Source organism: Sulfuritalea sp., assembly GCF_017302275.1.
Taxonomy (GTDB): domain Bacteria; phylum Pseudomonadota; class Gammaproteobacteria; order Burkholderiales; family Rhodocyclaceae; genus Sulfuritalea.
Window position 1 is genome coordinate 58,210 of record NZ_JAFLDR010000007.1, and the last position, 16,694, is coordinate 74,903.

14 protein-coding genes are annotated in these 16,694 nt (G+C 63.6%); 4 read left to right on the forward strand and 10 right to left on the reverse strand.

Going from position 1 to position 16,694, the window contains the following annotated elements; genetic code table 11:
* Window positions 1-11: 11 nt before the first annotated feature.
* The 3 genes from J0M27_RS05555 to J0M27_RS05565 form a co-directional block, all read right to left on the reverse strand.
* Window positions 12-785 (reverse strand): ABC transporter substrate-binding protein, encoded by a 774-nt coding sequence (locus J0M27_RS05555; RefSeq protein ID WP_294988268.1) that lies wholly within the window; start codon window positions 783-785, stop codon window positions 12-14.
* A gap of 206 nt (window positions 786-991) precedes the next feature.
* Window positions 992-2,980, reverse strand: a complete 1,989-nt coding sequence (locus tag J0M27_RS05560; RefSeq protein ID WP_294988269.1) for an acetoacetate--CoA ligase — start codon at window positions 2,978-2,980, stop codon at window positions 992-994.
* Between the two features lie 19 nt (window positions 2,981-2,999).
* Window positions 3,000-3,407, reverse strand: coding sequence for a thioesterase family protein (locus J0M27_RS05565; RefSeq protein WP_294988271.1), 408 nt, complete (start codon window positions 3,405-3,407; stop codon window positions 3,000-3,002).
* A gap of 75 nt (window positions 3,408-3,482) precedes the next feature.
* On the opposite strand from J0M27_RS05565, the gene J0M27_RS05570 reads away from it, so the two are divergent.
* Window positions 3,483-5,114, forward strand: a complete 1,632-nt coding sequence (locus J0M27_RS05570; protein ID WP_294988273.1) for an electron transfer flavoprotein-ubiquinone oxidoreductase — start codon at window positions 3,483-3,485, stop codon at window positions 5,112-5,114.
* A gap of 35 nt (window positions 5,115-5,149) precedes the next feature.
* On the opposite strand, the gene J0M27_RS05575 is transcribed toward J0M27_RS05570, so the two are convergent.
* On the reverse strand, window positions 5,150-5,443 hold the full coding sequence (locus tag J0M27_RS05575) for a DUF2917 domain-containing protein (protein ID WP_294988275.1): 294 nt from the start codon (window positions 5,441-5,443) through the stop codon (window positions 5,150-5,152).
* Window positions 5,444-5,615: 172 nt separating this feature from the next.
* Here J0M27_RS05575 and J0M27_RS05580 point away from each other — a divergent pair, with 172 nt between their 5' ends.
* On the forward strand, window positions 5,616-7,037 hold the full coding sequence (locus J0M27_RS05580; RefSeq protein WP_294988278.1) for a PLP-dependent aminotransferase family protein: 1,422 nt from the start codon (window positions 5,616-5,618) through the stop codon (window positions 7,035-7,037).
* Window positions 7,038-7,176: 139 nt separating this feature from the next.
* On the opposite strand, the gene J0M27_RS05585 is transcribed toward J0M27_RS05580, so the two are convergent.
* From J0M27_RS05585 to J0M27_RS05600, 4 genes are all read right to left on the reverse strand, one after another.
* Window positions 7,177-8,967: an acyl-CoA dehydrogenase gene (locus J0M27_RS05585; RefSeq protein WP_294988281.1), complete on the reverse strand. Its 1,791-nt coding sequence runs from the start codon at window positions 8,965-8,967 to the stop codon at window positions 7,177-7,179.
* A 186-nt stretch (window positions 8,968-9,153) separates the two neighbouring features.
* On the reverse strand, window positions 9,154-9,828 hold the full coding sequence (locus tag J0M27_RS05590) for an energy-coupling factor ABC transporter permease (protein WP_294988285.1): 675 nt from the start codon (window positions 9,826-9,828) through the stop codon (window positions 9,154-9,156).
* 12 nt (window positions 9,829-9,840) lie between these two features.
* Window positions 9,841-10,773 carry an FAD-binding protein gene (locus J0M27_RS05595; protein WP_294988288.1) on the reverse strand — a complete coding sequence of 311 codons (933 nt, stop codon included), beginning with the start codon at window positions 10,771-10,773 and terminating at the stop codon, window positions 9,841-9,843.
* Entirely contained in the window at window positions 10,770-11,522 is a 753-nt protein-coding gene (locus J0M27_RS05600; RefSeq protein WP_294988291.1) for an electron transfer flavoprotein subunit beta/FixA family protein, read from the reverse strand. The genes J0M27_RS05595 and J0M27_RS05600 overlap by 4 nt, the downstream gene beginning before the upstream one ends.
* A gap of 130 nt (window positions 11,523-11,652) precedes the next feature.
* On the opposite strand from J0M27_RS05600, the gene J0M27_RS05605 reads away from it, so the two are divergent.
* A complete protein-coding gene (locus J0M27_RS05605; protein ID WP_294988293.1) occupies window positions 11,653-12,228 on the forward strand; it encodes a TetR/AcrR family transcriptional regulator in 576 nt (191 codons plus the stop codon).
* A gap of 464 nt (window positions 12,229-12,692) precedes the next feature.
* Here J0M27_RS05605 and J0M27_RS05610 read toward each other — a convergent pair whose 3' ends face one another.
* Window positions 12,693-13,775 (reverse strand): IS110 family transposase, encoded by a 1,083-nt coding sequence (locus tag J0M27_RS05610; protein WP_294988296.1) that lies wholly within the window; start codon window positions 13,773-13,775, stop codon window positions 12,693-12,695.
* 206 nt (window positions 13,776-13,981) lie between these two features.
* On the opposite strand from J0M27_RS05610, the gene J0M27_RS05615 reads away from it, so the two are divergent.
* On the forward strand, window positions 13,982-15,250 hold the full coding sequence (locus J0M27_RS05615) for an ATP-binding protein (RefSeq protein ID WP_294988299.1): 1,269 nt from the start codon (window positions 13,982-13,984) through the stop codon (window positions 15,248-15,250).
* Between the two features lie 247 nt (window positions 15,251-15,497).
* On the opposite strand, the gene J0M27_RS05620 is transcribed toward J0M27_RS05615, so the two are convergent.
* Entirely contained in the window at window positions 15,498-16,694 is a 1,197-nt protein-coding gene (locus tag J0M27_RS05620; RefSeq protein ID WP_294988302.1) for an acetyl-CoA C-acyltransferase, read from the reverse strand.

Genomic DNA, 16,694 nt, shown 5'->3' on the forward strand with positions numbered 1-16,694 from the left:
TGGACCGTCGGCTAGTCGAGAACGACTATCGGATCGAGCTTGTGGCGTTTCGCCGCGGCCAGCAGGCGGCCATCCTTTTTTGTATCCGCCACGAACCGCTCCATGCGGGCGTGCCATGTGTCGTCACCCCGTTGCATGGCGTAGGCGTAAGGCGTGACGTGGTAAGTGCTGTTGGGCGCGATCAGCCGCGCCCAATCCGTGGTTTCGAGCATGCGCCGGCTGAACGGATAATCCGTCATGAAAGCATCCGCTCGCCCGGATTGCACCTCCTGCTCGCGTGCATGGGGGGTCTCGACCACGAGCAATTCGGCCGCTTTGAGTTTCTGCCGCATCACGGGTTCATGCAGGGTTCCTTTCGCCACGACCACGAGGCTGCCCGGCTGGTCTATATCGTTCCAGGACTGGATGCGACGGTTGCTGCGCGTCGTTATCGCATAGATGTCGCTAGCCAGATGCGGCCGCGTGAAACGAAGTTTTTCGAGCCGCTGCGGATTGATCCCGATGGCAAACATGGCGACGTCACATTTGTCGCCGGTCAGGTCCTCGATCAGCCGCGCAAAGGAGCTATCGATAAATCGCACCGCCACGCCCAGATCGCTGGCGAGTGCCTCGGCCATGTCGATATCGATGCCTGACAGCGTTTGTGTTTTCGGATTCCGAAATGAAATCCCGTAGTAGTCGGGCCAAACGCATACCCTCAGTTGCTTCGCGGCAAGAATACGGCCGAGCCGTCGCTCATCGGCATATCCCTGAGTAGATAACACCGCCAACAGCGCCGCAAACAACCATGCCCTTGTCACAACATTCCTCCCATTGTTTTATAGCCAACGCACGCGAACTAACTTCACCCGCCAGCCTTGAACCGCGATTATATGGGCAGGACCCGCGATGCGGCCGCGCACCAGCACCTGCTCGCGAGGCGCACCGCGACACGATGAACCGGCAAGGCGGGCTTCGGGTGGCAAGCTCGCCGTATGACCAGCGCCGACTCTTACCCGGCGAGCTCCGTCCGACCCCGAAAATAATCCAGCGCCTCGGCATTGGCCAGCGCCTCAACGTTCTTCACCGGCAGCCCGTGTACGACGTTGCGCACGGCGAGTTCGACGATCTTGCCGCTTTTGGTGCGCGGGATGTCGGCGACCTGGAGGATTTTCGCCGGCACGTGGCGCGGCGTGGCGTTGTCGCGGATCACCTGTTTGATGCGCTTTTCCAGCACCTCGTCAAGGTTCAGTTCCTCGCGCAGCTTGACGAACAGCACCACGCGCACGTCGCCGGCATTGCCTGGCGGCCAGTCCTGGCCGATGACGATGGACTCGACCACCTCGGCCAGCTTCTCCACCTGGCGATAGATCTCGGCGGTTCCGATGCGCACGCCGCCGGGGTTCAAGGTGGCGTCCGAACGACCGTGGATGATGAAGCCGCCGTGCGCAGTGATCTCGGCGAAGTCACCGTGGCACCAGACCCGGTCAAACCGGTCGAAGTAGGCGGCCCGGTACTTGGCGCCATCGTCGTCATTCCAGAAGCCGATGGGCATCACCGGGAAGCTTCGGGTACACACCAGTTCGCCCTTTTCGCCACGCACCGGCCTCCCCGCGTCGTCGAAGACATCCACCGCCATGCCCAGTCCGGCGCACTGAATCTCGCCGCGATACACGGGGCCGATCGGGTTGCCGCCGACAAAGCAGGAAATGATGTCCGTGCCGCCGGAAATCGAAGCCAGTTGGAGATCCGCCTTGACATTGGCGTACACATAATCGAAGCCTTCGGGCACCAGCGGACTGCCCGTCGAGAACATCGTCCGCAGCGCGGAAAGGTCGTGCGTGCGGCGGGGTTGCAAGTCGATCTTGGCGATGGCGTCGATGAACTTGGCGGAGGTGCCGAAGTGGGTCATGCCTTCGGCATCGGCGTAATCGAAGAGGATGCCGCCGCGTCCGAGGAAGGGCGACCCGTCGTACAGCAGCAGGGTGGCGCCGGAAGCAAGGCCCGTCGCCAGCCAGTTCCACATCATCCAGCCGCAGGTGGTGAAATAGAACAGCCGGTCGCCCGGCTTCACGTCGCCTTGCAACTGGTGCTCCTTGAGGTGCTGCAACAGCGCCCCGCCCGCGCAATGCACGATGCATTTTGGCACGCCGGTGGTGCCCGAGGAATACATGATGTAAAGCGGGTGGTCAAAGGGCAGGCGCTCGAATTTCACCTTGTGCTGCGCAAGGAAGGGCGCGAGAAACGCCGCGAGCGTCACGCCCTTGCGGATACCGGCCATACCCTCGCCATCCCCGGTGCCCCCGGCATAGGGCACCACCACGACGCGCTCGAGCGAGGGCAGGCGCGCCGCGATTTCGCGCAGCTTGCCGAGGCAATCGATCAGCTTGCCGTTGTACCAGTAGCCATCACAGGCGACGAGCAGCTTGGGTTCGATCTGGCCAAAGCGGTCGACCACGCCCTGAACGCCGAAATCCGGCGATGCCGAGGAAAAGATGGCACCGATCGAGGCCGCCGCCAGCATGAAGACCACGGTTGCCGGAATGTTGGGCAGATAGGCGGCGACCCGGTCGCCCTTGACCACGCCCATGGCGCGCAGAGCTGCGGCGGTCTGAGCCACGGCCCGATGAAGTTCGGCGCGACTGACCCGGCCCTTAACCTTGTCCTCGCCCCAGAACACCATTGCCTCGGCATTGCCCGGCCGGCACAGCAGATTCTCGGCAAAATTCAGCCGGGCCTGGGGAAACCACCTGGCACCGGGCATCTTCTCGCCATCGACAAGCACCGCGTTGCCCATGTCGCCAATCACATCGCCGAACTCCCAGACCGATGTCCACAATTCCTCCGGATGGACTATCGACCAGGCATGCAGGGTGGCATAGTCGGCGCTGGCGAGACGGCGATTCCAGCGCTTTTCGGCCGCCTTGGCGAATGCGGTGAGTCGGCTGGCGGCGACGCGCTGTTTCGAGGGCTGCCAAAGCGGCATGGTGACATTGGTCATGGCGACGTTTCCGGAAAGGTTACAGGCAGCTGGCCCGCATGGCGTCGGGCAGCGGGATGGACTTGCCGCTGGCGGGATTGATCCACACCAGCTTGGCCGCGCCTTCGGCATAAATCTTCTCCTCGCCGACCAGGCGCATCTCGTAATAGGTCGGCACGCTGCTGCGTCCGGGATGGCCGACGAACATGCGGCAGTCGATGATGCCGGGATAGGTGAAGGGAACCACGAAGGTGCAACTGGCATTGACGATTACCGGGCCTTCGGTCTGCGTCACAGCGGTATCGAAGCCGAAGCTCTCCAGCCATTCGATGCGGGTCTGTTCCATGTAACGGAAATAGACGGTGTTGTTCACATGCCCCATGGCGTCCTGGTCGCCCCAGCGTATCGGCATCCGGTTGCTGTAGGCGAGCTTGCGATGGTGCTCCATGAGCGGCAAGTCCTGAGTGTTATAGAAGAGTTCAAGATTATAATCGTGCGATCAAATCAATCGATCGAGGTCAGCATGCAGCGCGAATCCATGGAGTTCGATGTCGTCGTCGTCGGTGGCGGTCCCGCCGGACTCTCTGCCGCGATACGGCTCAAGCAAATCGATCCCGGAATCAACGTCTGCCTGATCGAGAAGGGTTCCGAAATCGGCGCCCACATCCTGTCGGGCGCCGTCATGGACCCGCGCGCGATCACGGAGCTGATTCCCGACTGGCAGGCGCAGGGCGCGCCACTCGACACGGCGGTGACCCGCGACCGCTTCGCCTTCCTTACCCGGCACGGCTTCGTCGATCTGCCGGTGATGCTCCTGCCCGGCTGCTTTGCGAACCACGGCAACTACATCATCAGCCTGGGCCAGCTCTGCCGCTGGCTCGGCGCCCAGGCCGAGGCGCTAGGCGTCGAGGTCTATCCCGGCTTTGCCGGCGCGGAAGTGCTTTACGACGACCAGGGCGCCGTACGAGGCGTCGCCACCGGCGACATGGGCCTCACCCGCGAGGGAGAGCCCGGCCCCAACCACCAGCCCGGCATGGAACTCCTGGCCAAGTACACCCTGTTCGCCGAAGGCTGCCGCGGGCATCTGGGCAAGCAGGTCGAGGCGAAGTTCAATCTGCGCGCCGATTCCGATCCGCAAACCTATGCCCTGGGCGTCAAGGAACTCTGGGAAGTCGATCCCGAGCACTTCGAAAAGGGCCTGGTGATGCACACCTTCGGCTGGCCGATGAAGTCCGACACCTATGGTGGCGGCTTCATCTACCACTACGGCGAGAACCTGGTCTCGGTCGGCCTGGTAACCGGCCTCGGCTACAAGAACCCGCATCTGTCGCCCTTCGAGGAAATGCAGCGCGTGAAGACCCACCCGCAGATCGCCCCGCTGTTCAAGGGCGGCAAGCGGCTGGCCTACGGCGCCCGTGCGCTTGCCGCCGGCGGCCTGCAGTCCCTGCCCAAGCTCGACTTCCCCGGCGGCGCCCTGATCGGCGACGATGCCGGCATGCTGGTCGCCTCGCGCATCAAGGGTAGCCATGCCGCGATCAAGAGCGGCATGCTGGCCGCAGAAGCCGCCGCCGCGGCACTTGCCGGCGGTCGTGCCAACGATACGCTGGCCGAATATCCGGAAGCCTTCCGTGCCTCCTGGCTCTACGAAGAACTCCATACCGCGAGGAACTTCAAGCCCTGGATGGCCAAGGGCCTGTGGACCGGCACGCTGATGTTCGGCATCGACCAGGTGCTCTTGCGCGGCAAGGCGCCGTGGACCCTGCACAACACGGCCGACCACCTGAAGCTGAAACCCGCCGCCGAATGCGAGCCAATTGCCTACGACAAACCCGACGGGGTGCTGACCTTCGACCGGCTCTCCTCGGTCTTCCTGTCGAACACCAACCACGAGGAAGACCAGCCCTGCCACTTGCAGTTGAAGGACGGGGCGGTGCCGATCGCCACCAATCTGGCGCTCTATGACGCGCCCGAGCAGCGCTACTGCCCGGCGGGCGTTTATGAGATCGTGCGCGCCGAGGATGGCAGCAACCCTCGCCTGCAGATCAATGCCCAGAATTGTGTGCACTGCAAAACCTGCGACATCAAGGATCCGACGCAGAACATCAACTGGGTGGTGCCGCAGGGCGGCGAAGGTCCGATCTACACGCAGATGTAGTCACCGCGAAAAGTCGGCGCTGGCGGGACGGCGAATCAGGGTGTCGCCAGGCCTTTCGGCAGCATTTTTCGCAGACTTTCGACCAGCGCCGAAACCCGCGACCGCTGTTCAGATTCCAGCCGCACCACCGCCGGTCCCCTCACCGCCTCGACCAGTACCACCCCTGCGCACGGCAGGCGATAGCTATCGCCTGCCACGAGGAACAGGTCAGCCGCGGCGCCGGATGTGATCCAGACGATGCCGGCTTCGACATGCAGTTCCCATTGCCGCACGGCATGGAGTCGTAGCGGCCGGTCGGGTTGCAGCAGCAGGGTTTCGCGGGTGGGCATGGCGTTCTCCGTGGCGGATGTGGCCATGCTAGGCAGTGCCAGGCATCCGGTACAGATGCACGACAATGAATTTGTAACCGTGACAGTTCCGGTTCTCTGCCACTGTACTGATCGATAATGCGCGCTACTGTGCGGGTCATCCCGCCGCTGCCGGCGTCACAATCCCGCCACGATGCTTTACGAAAACCTCGCCAACGAATTCGCCACCCTGATCGGCAACGGCCAGATCCGGCCGGGCGACCGCCTGCCCTCCGTGCGCCATCTGGCAAAGCAGCGCTCGCTGTCGATCTCGACCGTGGTGCAGGCGTTGCGCACGCTGGAAAGTCGCGGCATGGTCGAGGCGCGGCCGCAGTCAGGCTATTACGTGCGCCGACGGCCGGCGCGCATTGCCGATGCGACGACGCTGGCCGGAGCGCCAGCGCCTGCGCCGGTGGAGGTTGGAGTCAGCCGTCGCCTGGTGCAGGTGCTGCGCGCCAACGATGCGCCGGGAATGGTGCGCCTCGGGTCGGCCCTGCCGGCGCCCGAGTTGCTGCTGGCGCCGCGCCTAAGCCGACTCTACGCCAGCATTGCCCGCCGCCAGCCGCAACTGCTGGCGAGCAGCAGCCACAGCGGCCTTTCCGAAGCGCCCCTGCTGCGTTCGATCACGCGGCGCGCGCTGGAATGGGGCTGCCCGCTCGCGGACGAAGAACTGGTGGCGACCAACTCCTGCACCGAAGCAATGATGCTCTGCCTGCGCGCCGTGACCAAACCCGGCGACACGGTGGCGGTGGAATCGCCGACCTATTACGTGATGCTGCAGTTGCTGGAAGCCATGGGCCTGCGCGCGCTGGAGATTCCCACCCACCCGGTAACGGGTGTCTCGGTGGAGGCCCTTGAACTGGCGACGCGGAAGCCCGCGGCAGAAGACGGTGTCAGTGCCTGCCTGCTGATCCCCAACGGCGGCAACCCGCTGGGCAGCGTGATGCCGGATGCGGCCAAGCAGCAGCTGGCGACGCTGCTGGCGGCGCGCAACGTCGCGCTGATCGAGGACGACATCTACGGCGACATCTGCTTCACCGGCGCGCGACCGCGGCCGATCCACGCCTTCGACACGAGCGGCAACACCATGCTGTGCACCTCGTTCTCGAAGACCGTCAGCCCAGGCCTGCGCGTCGGCTTCGTCGCCGCCGGGCGGCGCGCGGCGGACATCGTGCTGCAGAAGACCTTGACCTCCGGCAAGACCAATGCGCTGACCCAGCACGTGATCGCCGGACTGATGGATTCGCGCGGCTTCGACGTGCATCTGCGCACGCTGCGGCGGCGCTTCGCCGAGCAGGTCGCACGCACGCGCGACGCGGTGGCGCGCCACTTCCCGGCGGAAACCCGGATCAGCGATCCGCAGGGCGGCTTCGTCCTGTGGCTGGAACTGCCGCCCGGGGTGGATTGCACGGCGCTGCACGCCCACGCCGCGAAGGAAGGCATCGCCTTCGTGCCGGGCGAGATGTTTTCCGCCGGCGGCCTATACCGCAACTGCCTGCGCCTGGCTTGCGGCCAGCCCTGGAGCGGAACGCTGGAGGACGGGATAAGGCGGCTGGGGCGGCTGGCGGCGGGATAGCATAAATACGAAGGCTCGGTGGAGGCTCGCCGGCTCTATCGACGTCAAGCGCAACGGCCGTAACCAAGAGTCGGCGCTGGCGAGACGGCAAAAAAAACGGGAAGCCGCCGCTTCCCGTTCCTTTTTTCGGCGGCAATGCTCAGAACATCGCCTCGTCCAGCGCCAGCGCGCTGGCGCCGCCCTGCACCACTTGCGAAGCGAGGCCGGCCGCCGCTGCCATCACGTGGTCCGCGTAGAAATGTGCCGTGGCAATCTTTGCCGGAAAGAACGGATCGGCGTCGCCGCCGGCGATCTTCGCCTGAGCCACGAGTGCGGCGCGGGCCATCATCCAGCCTCCGGAAACCACGCCCATCAGGCGCAGGAAGGGCACCGCCCCGGCCGCCACCGCACGCACGTCCTTGCCGTAGTTGGCGACGACGTAGTCCGCCGCCTGCGAGAGTGCCGCGATGCCGCGCTCCAGTGCAGTGCCGATCGCGACGAATTGCGCGCCCGGTTGCTGTGCCAGCAGGCCGCGCGTCTGTTGCATCATGCCGATCACCGCCTTGACGGTGGCACCGCCTTCGCGCGCGATCTTGCGTCCCATCAGGTCATTGGCCTGGATGCCGGTGGTGCCTTCGTAGATCGTGGTGATGCGGGCGTCGCGCATGAACTGGGCGGCGCCGGTCTCCTCGACGAAACCCATGCCGCCATGCACCTGCACGCCAAGATAGGAAAGTTCGTTGCCGCTCTCGGTACTCCAGCCCTTGACCACCGGAATCATCAGATCGACGTAGGCCTGGTTGTGCGCCCGCTCCGCGGCATCGGGATGGCGCGCGGCGGCGTCGTGGGCGGCAGCGACCGAGTAGGCCAGCGCGCGCATGGCTTCGGCATTCGAGCGCATCAGCATCAGCATGCGGCGGATGTCCGGGTGCTTGATGATGGCCACGCCACTCGCCGAGCCCTCGATGGCGCGGCCCTGCACCCGGTCGCGGGCATAGGCCACCGCGTGCTGGTAGGCGCGCTCGGTGATGGCGAGGCCTTCCAGGCCGACCGCGAAACGCGCCGCGTTCATCATGACGAACATGTACTTGAGGCCTTCGTTCTCCTTGCCCACCAGCGTGCCGACGGCGCCGCCGTTGTCGCCGTGGACCATGACGCAGGTCGGGCTGGCGTGGATGCCGAGCTTGTGTTCGATCGAAACGCAGTAGGCGTCATTGCGTGCACCCAGGGAGCCATCGGCATTCACCATGAACTTGGGCACCACGAACAGCGAAATGCCCTTGACGCCTTCCGGCGCGCCCGGCGTGCGGGCCAGCACCAGGTGGATGGTGTTCTCCGCCATGTCGTGGTCGCCGTAGGTGATGAAGATCTTGTTGCCGAAGATGCGGTACGTGCCGTCGCCCTGCGGCTCGGCGCGCGAGCGGATCGCGGCGAGGTCGGAGCCGGCCTGCGGCTCGGTGATGTTCATGGTGCCGGTCCACTTGCCCGAGATCATGTTGGGCAGGTACATGGCTTTCTGCGCATCCGTGCCGGCCAGTTCCAGCGCCTCGATGGCGCCAAGCGTCAACAGCGGGCACAGCGAGAAGGACATGTTGGATGACTTCCACATTTCCTGTACCGCTGCCGAGACCACCTTGGGCAGGCCCTGGCCGCCATGTTCGGGATTGCCGCCCAGCGCGTTCCAGCCGTTGTCGACGAACTGGGCATAGGCTTCCTTGAATCCCTTGGGCATGGTGACCGCCTTGTCGGCCCACTTCGCGCCCTCCTGGTCGCCGCTGTAGTTGAGCGGCGCCAGCACACCACCGGTGAACTTGGCCGATTCGTCGAGGATGGCTTCCACCACGTCGGTGGTGGCTTCCTCGTAACCTGGCAAGGCGGCGACCTTGTCCAGGCCGGCCAGTTCGGTCAGCACGAACATCATGTCCTTCAGCGGGGCGACGTAGGAACTCATGGGCTTGCTCCAGTATCAGTAAACTGCAATTGATCGCCAGCGCACCCTGTTTGGTTCGAGCGCAGCGAGCCGATTGATAGCCTCCCCGCGAGGGGAGGATGGGAGGGGCGGGCCCATTTGCCAGCTTGGAGCCCAGCGGTGGTGGGAAATTTCATCATGATGGATGACTTGCCGGAGCCGCCAGCATCAATGAGAAAGATAGTGGCGGTCGTCGAAGCTGCCGACCCAGTGCGGGGCATAGACCACCATCAGCGTGATCAGGGCGCCGTTGAGCCAGGCTTCGGCAAAGCCGAGCAGGAAATAGTAGGGCAGGTAATCGCCTAGCAAAGTCGGCGCCGGATACACGGCAGCGAGCCACAGCATTGCGCTGGCGAGCAGGCCGGTTGCCATCACGGTCGCCGCGGCGCCGAAAAAGGCCGTGACGAAGACGAACACGAAGAAATTGCCGGGCAGCCAGCGCCGGACTCCGCGCCGGATCGCATCGGCCAGCAGCACCGGGAACACCGCCAGTACCAGCGCATTCAGGCCGTAGGCCAGCCAGCCTGCGCGCCCCAGCAGTTCGCCGTTGAGTGTGACGCCCGCCAGCACCAGCGAGAGGCCGATGATGGCCAGCTGGCGGCCGAACATCAGCGTGAACATCGTCGCGCCCAGCAGGTGCAGGTTGAGGCCCGGCTGGACGCCGGCCTTCATGCTCCAGGCCAGGACCAGCAACACCACGGTGCCGAGCCAGACATTGAGCTGGCCCGAATCGGCCAGACGGCGCCAGGGCGCGGTGGCGATGCACCACAGCCAAACGACCACCAGCGGAAACCAGGCCCCGAGCGCCCAGGCTTGCGGAAACAGGGCGTCGGGGAAGTTCATGCGACTGACACCTCAGAGCGCAGCGACCAGTTCCGGCACCACGGTGAACAAGTCGGCGACCAGGCCGTAATCCGCCACCTGGAAGATCGGCGCGTCCGCATCCTTGTTGATCGCCACGATCACCTTGGAATCCTTCATGCCGGCCAGGTGCTGGATCGCGCCCGAAATGCCGATGGCGATGTAGAGCTGCGGCGCGACGATCTTGCCGGTCTGGCCGACCTGGTAGTCGTTGGGCACGAAGCCGGCATCCACCGCCGCGCGCGATGCGCCCATCGCCGCGCCGAGCTTGTCCGCCAGCGGCTCCAGCACCTTGTGGTAGTTCTCGCCGCTGCCCATGCCGCGCCCGCCCGAGACGATGATCTTGGCCGCGCCGAGCTCGGGTCGCGCCGACTTGGTCAGTTCGCGGCCCAGCAGTTTCGACTGGCCCAGATCGGCGCCAGCTGGCAGCGCCTCGACTGTGGCACTTCCGCCCGAATTCGCCGCGGCATCGAAACCCGTGGTGCGCACCGTGATGACCTTGGTCGCATCACTCGACTTCACGGTGGCCAGCGCGTTGCCGGCATAGATCGGACGGACAAAGGTATCGGCGTCGACCACGCTGATGATTTCGGAGATCTGCGCCACGTCGAGCAAGGCCGCCACGCGCGGCAGGGTGTTCTTGCCGTTGCTGGTGGCCGGCGCCAGGATGTGGCTGTAGCCGGACGCATTGGCAACGATCAGCGCGGCGAGGTTCTCCGCGGTCTGGTCGCCATAGTGGGCGGCATCGGCGACGCGCACCTTGGCGACGCCGGCGACTTTCGCCGCCTGCTCGGCCGCGGCGCCGCAGCCATTGCCGGCAACGAGGATGTGAATCTCGCCACCGATCTTGGCGGCGGCGGTGACGGCATTGAGGGTGGCGCCCTTGAGGCTGGCGTTGTCGTGTTCTGCTATGACGAGGAGGCTCATGCGATCACCTTGGCTTCGTTCTTGAGTTTGTCGACCAGTTGCGCGATGTCGGCAACCTTGATGCCGGCACTGCGCTTGGGAGGCTCCGTGACGGTCACGGTGGCCAGCCGCGGCGCGACGTCCACACCGAGGTCGGCCGGCTTGACCACTTCCAGCGGCTTTTTCTTCGCCTTCATGATGTTCGGCAGCGTCGCGTAGCGCGGCTCGTTGAGGCGCAGGTCGGTCGTGACGATGGCCGGCAGGCTGATCGCTATGGTTTCCAGGCCGCCATCGACTTCGCGCGTCACGGTGGCCTTATCACCATCGATCACCACCTTGGAAGCGAAGGTGGCCTGCGACCAGCCCAGCAGCGCGGCCAGCATCTGGCCGGTCTGGTTGGCGTCGTCGTCGATCGCCTGCTTGCCGAGGATGATCAGTTGTGGCGCTTCCTTCCTGGCCACCGCCGCCAGCAGCTTGGCGACCGCCAAGGGCTGCAGTTCGACGTCGGTCTCTACCAGGATCGAGCGGTCGGCGCCGATGGCCATCGCGGTGCGCAGGGTTTCCTGGCAGGCGGTGACGCCGCAGGAGACGGCGATGACCTCGGTCGCCTTGCCGGCTTCCTTGAGCCGCATCGCCTCTTCCACGGCGATTTCGTCGAAGGGATTCATCGACATTTTCACATTCGCCAGATCGACACCAGTGCCGTCTGCCTTGACGCGAACCTTGACGTTGTAGTCAATCACGCGCTTGACCGGGACGAGGATTTTCAAGCGGGTCTCCTTATCTATGTCTGATTCAAAAATGCATTGTAGCGGCTATTCGCCGGGCGATTTCCCATACGCTACGGTATGGAATATGAGATACTACCGCAGAGCAAATCAAATTTCAATACCCTACCGTATGGAAAACAAGCCGGCCAAGACCCCGCGCACCGCGCTGGACCGCGACGCCTGGATCAAGGGCGCAATCGCCATTCTCGCCGAGCACGGCCCCGAGCGCCTGCGCGTGGAAGTCCTGGCCAAGCGCCTGGGCGTGACCAAGGGCAGCTTCTACTGGCATTTCAAGGACCGCCGCGACCTGCAGGATGCCGTGCTCGACCTGTGGAAGGACGGCCGCATCCGCGACATCCGCAAGCAGACCCAGGCCCAGCCCGGCGGCGAGGCCGCCGCCCTGCTCCATACCATCGAGGTCTACGCCTCGGCGCGCAACCGCAAGGGCATCGCCATCGAAGCCGCCGTGCGCGACTGGGCGCGACGCGATCCGCAGGCCGCGGCCGTCGTCGAAGAAGTCGACGCGGAACGCCTGGCCTGCGCCTGCCGGCTGTTCCTCGCCCGCGGCATCAAGGAAGAAGAAGCCCGGGCGCGCAGCCTGATGCTCTATGCCTACGTCTTCGGCGTCAGCCTGATGCGCTGCGGCGGATTCACCAACGACATCGAATCGTTGAAAGCCTGGATCGCGGAGCGGATTGCGCGCTGAGTGCGGCACGCGTGGCTCAATTGTCGGCGCTGACGGGACGGCCCACAAAATTCACCCATAGATCGCATGGACTCTTTTCGGGGGGGATTGGGATCGGAATGTCCTAACCGGCCCACATATATGGACTCCCCCGAAAAGCAAGCAGATTGATCGATAGTGGTGGCCAAGCGGAAGCGCATGCAGTCGTGTATCCGGCATCTGGAGTGGACTCGGAATGGTCCGTGCCGACATGGAATCTGCGCACGTGGTGCCAATCGCTACAAGCGGCAGGCGTAAAGCTGCCGGCAGGGTTATCGGCCTGATGACGTGAGGGTGCGACCCGTATAGCCATGATGGGCGATCAATCTCAAAGCAAGCGCGGGAAGGGAACTGCCAGGGCAGACTTGTCCACGGCGGCGGCCGCGCAGCCCCTTCTATGGCGGAGCGGACGACGCGGTGGGCAAGTCGGGTTCATCGTGCGGGCCTTATGCGGCGATGGCGAATTCGGACCGGTTCAAGGTGTGCGCCAGGCGCTTGGACGAGGCATAGGGCTCCCCATCGCGCAAGGTCGCATAGCAAATGCGCGCCAGCTTGTTCGCCACCGCGCAGGCCGCCTTGTTGTGGTTCGCCCGGGCCTGCACCGCCAGCCCCCAGGAACGCAAGCCATCCAGGGTTTTGCCCGCTTGGCGCGCCACGCTAGCCGCGCGCAGCACCGCACGCGCCCCGTGGGTGAGCAGCATGCGCAAATAGCGATCGCCCTTCTTCGAGATCCGACCCAGGACCCGGCTGCCGCCGGAACTGAACTCGCGCGGCGTCAGGCCGAACCAGCTGGCGAAATGCCGGGCATCCTTGAAGTGGCTGACCGATCCCCCCGTGGCAGCCACCATCGCCGTGGCCGTCAAGAGGCCGATGCCGGGAATCGACAACAGGGTCGTGCAGGCCGGGCTGTGTTTTGCCAGTTCGGCCAGCTCGCGTTCCAGTTGGGTAATCCGCAATTCCAGCAGGCGGATTTCCTCCACCAGGAAATTCATGGCACGGTGGATCATGGCCGGAATCGGGGTCTGCGGATCGGCCAGGGTGCGGCTGATCGCCTCGATGCCGGTGCGCGCGCCTTGTGGTATCGCCAGACCGAATTCACGACAGAAGCCGCTCAGAGCATTGATGCGCGAGGTACGCGCCCCCATCCACAGCGAGCGGGTCCGGTGCAATCCCTGCATGGCTTGCTGTTCGACCGACTTGACGCGCACGGGAATGATCTCGGCACAACGGGCGGCTTCGAGCAGTGCCATCGCATCGGCGGCATCGGTCTTGTTGCGCTTCACGTAGGCGCGCACGTAGCTGGCTGGCAGCAGCTTGACCTGGATGCCCAGGCCATTGAGCAAGCGGCCCCAGTGATGGGCGGACCCGCAGGCCTCCATGATGACCAGCGTGACATCGCGATTCTGGAACCAGCGCTCGAACTGGCTGCGGGTCAGGCGGTGCGATTCGATCACGCGCCATTCGCCGTCCGCGACGGCCAACTGGAAAACGCTTTTTGCAAGATCCACGGCAACGGTAGTAGCATTCATTTTGGATTCCTCCTTGGAGTTGCACGGTGCTGACACCCACGACCAATGAGCTTCAGCCGCGCATACAGTGCGCCAACAAAAGGGGGGAGTCCATCCCATCACCAAAGCGGAACTAGATTCAGCCTCCAGTTTAGAATAATTTATTAACTTGACTAAATTTATACACTGCACTAAATTAATACTATCCACTTCATGGCACTAAATTCATGTCTGATCTTGCAAATGCACCGCCCCCGAATCCGTTCCGACCAGGCAATGGCCAAAAGCCTGTTTATCTGGCAGGCCGCGACAAGGAACAACAGCAGTTCGAATCGATGGTGCTCGATTCGACCGTCGCACAAAACCTGATCGTCACCGGTCTTCGAGGCGTAGGCAAGACCGTACTACTGGAGGAGTTGAAGCCAATCGCACAAAGGCGCGACTGGCTGTGGACTGGAAATGACCTGTCGGAATCGGCGAGCCTCACTGAGGATCGAATCGCTCGGCGCATCGTTGTCGACCTTTCAACGTTGGTTGCTCCGATGTTTGTGAGGAAAAACACAATTCACAAGCCAGGTTTTACGGCAACGGGCGAAGTGACAGAGACAAATGTCGGCTTTGACGATTTTTGGAACCTGTACGAAAAGACTCCCGGGCTTGTTGATGACAAATTGAAGGCAGTACTGACGGAGGCAAGGCGACTGCTTGAACAAACCAATGTACGAGGCGTGATATTTGCGTACGACGAAGCACAGAATCTCTCAGATCATGCGGTTGCCAAGGAGTATCCGCTGTCAATACTCCTTGACGTCTTCGCGTATTTTCAGCGCCATCGCTCCAAGTGCAACTTCATGCTAGTGCTTACGGGCCTCCCAACGCTTTACCCGAAACTTAATGAAGCCAGAACCTACTCGGAGCGAATGTTCCACACGATGTACCTGAATCGGCTCGATCAAGACGACGCGCGCGCCGCAATCGTTAAGCCGATTGAGCTCACCAAGAGCACTCTGCGCTTCTCCAAGGAAACAATCGAGAGAATTCTCAAGAACTCGAACGGGTATCCGTATTTCATACAATTCATCTGCAAAGAGGTTTTCGATGCATGGATTGCGAAGATGACCTACGGTGAAGTTCCTTCGGTGAACATGCAGTCGATCGTAGCCAAGCTCGACCAAGACTTTTTTTCTCCGCGTTGGTCAAGAGCCACCGATCGTCAGCAGGACTTCATGAAGGTCGTGGCTACGCTCGAAAACAGCGACGAAGAGTTCTCTGTTCAGGAAATCGTCGGGGTGTCAAGGGTTCTGCTGAAAAAAGGCTTCACACCTAGTCACGCCACTCAGATTCTTCAGGCTCTGGCGGAAAAGGGCTTGATGTACAAAAGCAGACGCGGAGGCTACTGCTTTGCGGTTCCTCTTCTAAGCCGCTTTATTAAGCGCCAAGTCTGGAACCCAGAAGCGTTGAAAAACCAAAATTCCGATGGTGACGACGCCCTTTAATGCCTATGCCTGCTTGTTCCGGCTGGGTCGCCTATGCCACATCGACGACAGCTGACACCCGTAACTGCCAAGACACGGGTAGCCGATCACGAGTAACAGACACTTTGCCGACTTCGCCGCGCAGGGATTCACGTAGCTGGGTCGGCCAATAATCCGCCGTCACTCCCGCGCCAGCGCTTGCAATCGGGCGCCCAAAAAATGAAAACGGCTGCCGCGCCGAACCCGGCGCGGCAGCCGCTTGTCGGCGTCACATCCGCTCGAAGATCCCCGCCGCGCCCATGCCGGTGCCGACGCACATGGTGACCATGCCGTACTTCAGATTGCGCCGGCGCAGCGCGTGCACCGTGGTCGCGGCGCGGATCGCGCCGGTGGCGCCGAGCGGATGGCCCAAAGCGATGGCGCCGCCCAGCGGATTGACCTTGGCCGGATCGAGGCCCAGGTCGCCTATCACCGCCAACGCCTGCGCGGCGAAGGCCTCGTTGAGTTCGATCCAGTCGAGCTGGTCCTGGGTGATGCCGGCTGCCTTGCAGGCCACCGGGATTGCTTCCTTGGGGCCGATGCCCATGATTTCGGGCGGCACGCCGCGCACGGCGAAGGACACGAAGCGCGCCAGCGGCGTCAGGTTGAACTGCTTGAGGATTTTCTCGCTGACCAGAATCAGCGCACCGGCGCCGTCGGAGGTCTGCGAACTGTTGCCGGCCGTGACCGAACCCTTGGCGGCGAACACCGGCTTCAGCTTGGCCAGCGCGGCGAGGTTGGAATCCGCACGCGCGCCTTCGTCGCGATTGACGCTGCGCTTCTTAAGCTCGACCTCGCCCGAGGACAGGTTCGGCACGCGTTCGACGATCTCAACTGCGGTCGTCTCAGCATCGAACTCGCCCGCCTGTTGGCCGGCAATGGCCTTCTGGTGGGATGCGAGCGCGAACTCGTCCTGCGCTTCGCGCGTCACCTTCCACTGGCTGGCGACCTTCTCGGCGGTGAGGCCCATGCCGTAGGCCATGCCGACATTCTCGTCGGCAAACACGTTCATGTTGATCGAGGGATGGAAGCCGCCCATCGGCACCATGGACATCGATTCGGCGCCACCGGCGATCATGACGTCGGCCTGGCCGACGCGGATGCGGTCGGCGGCCATCGCCACGGCGGTGATGCCCGAGGCGCAAAAGCGATTGACGGTGACGCCGCCCACGGTATTGGGCAGGCCGGCCAGCAGCACGGCATTACGTGCCATGTTGAGGCCGGATTCGCCCTCGGGGAAGGAGCAGCCGACAATGGCGTCCTCGATCAGCTTCGGATCGAGGCCCGGAACCTGGTTCATGGCCGAGCGGATCGCCGCGACCAGCAGGTCGTCGGGGCGGACGTTGCGGAACATGCCGCGCGGCGCCTTGCCGATCGGGGTACGGGTGGCGGCAACGATGTAGGCGTCTTGAAGTTGCTTTGTCAT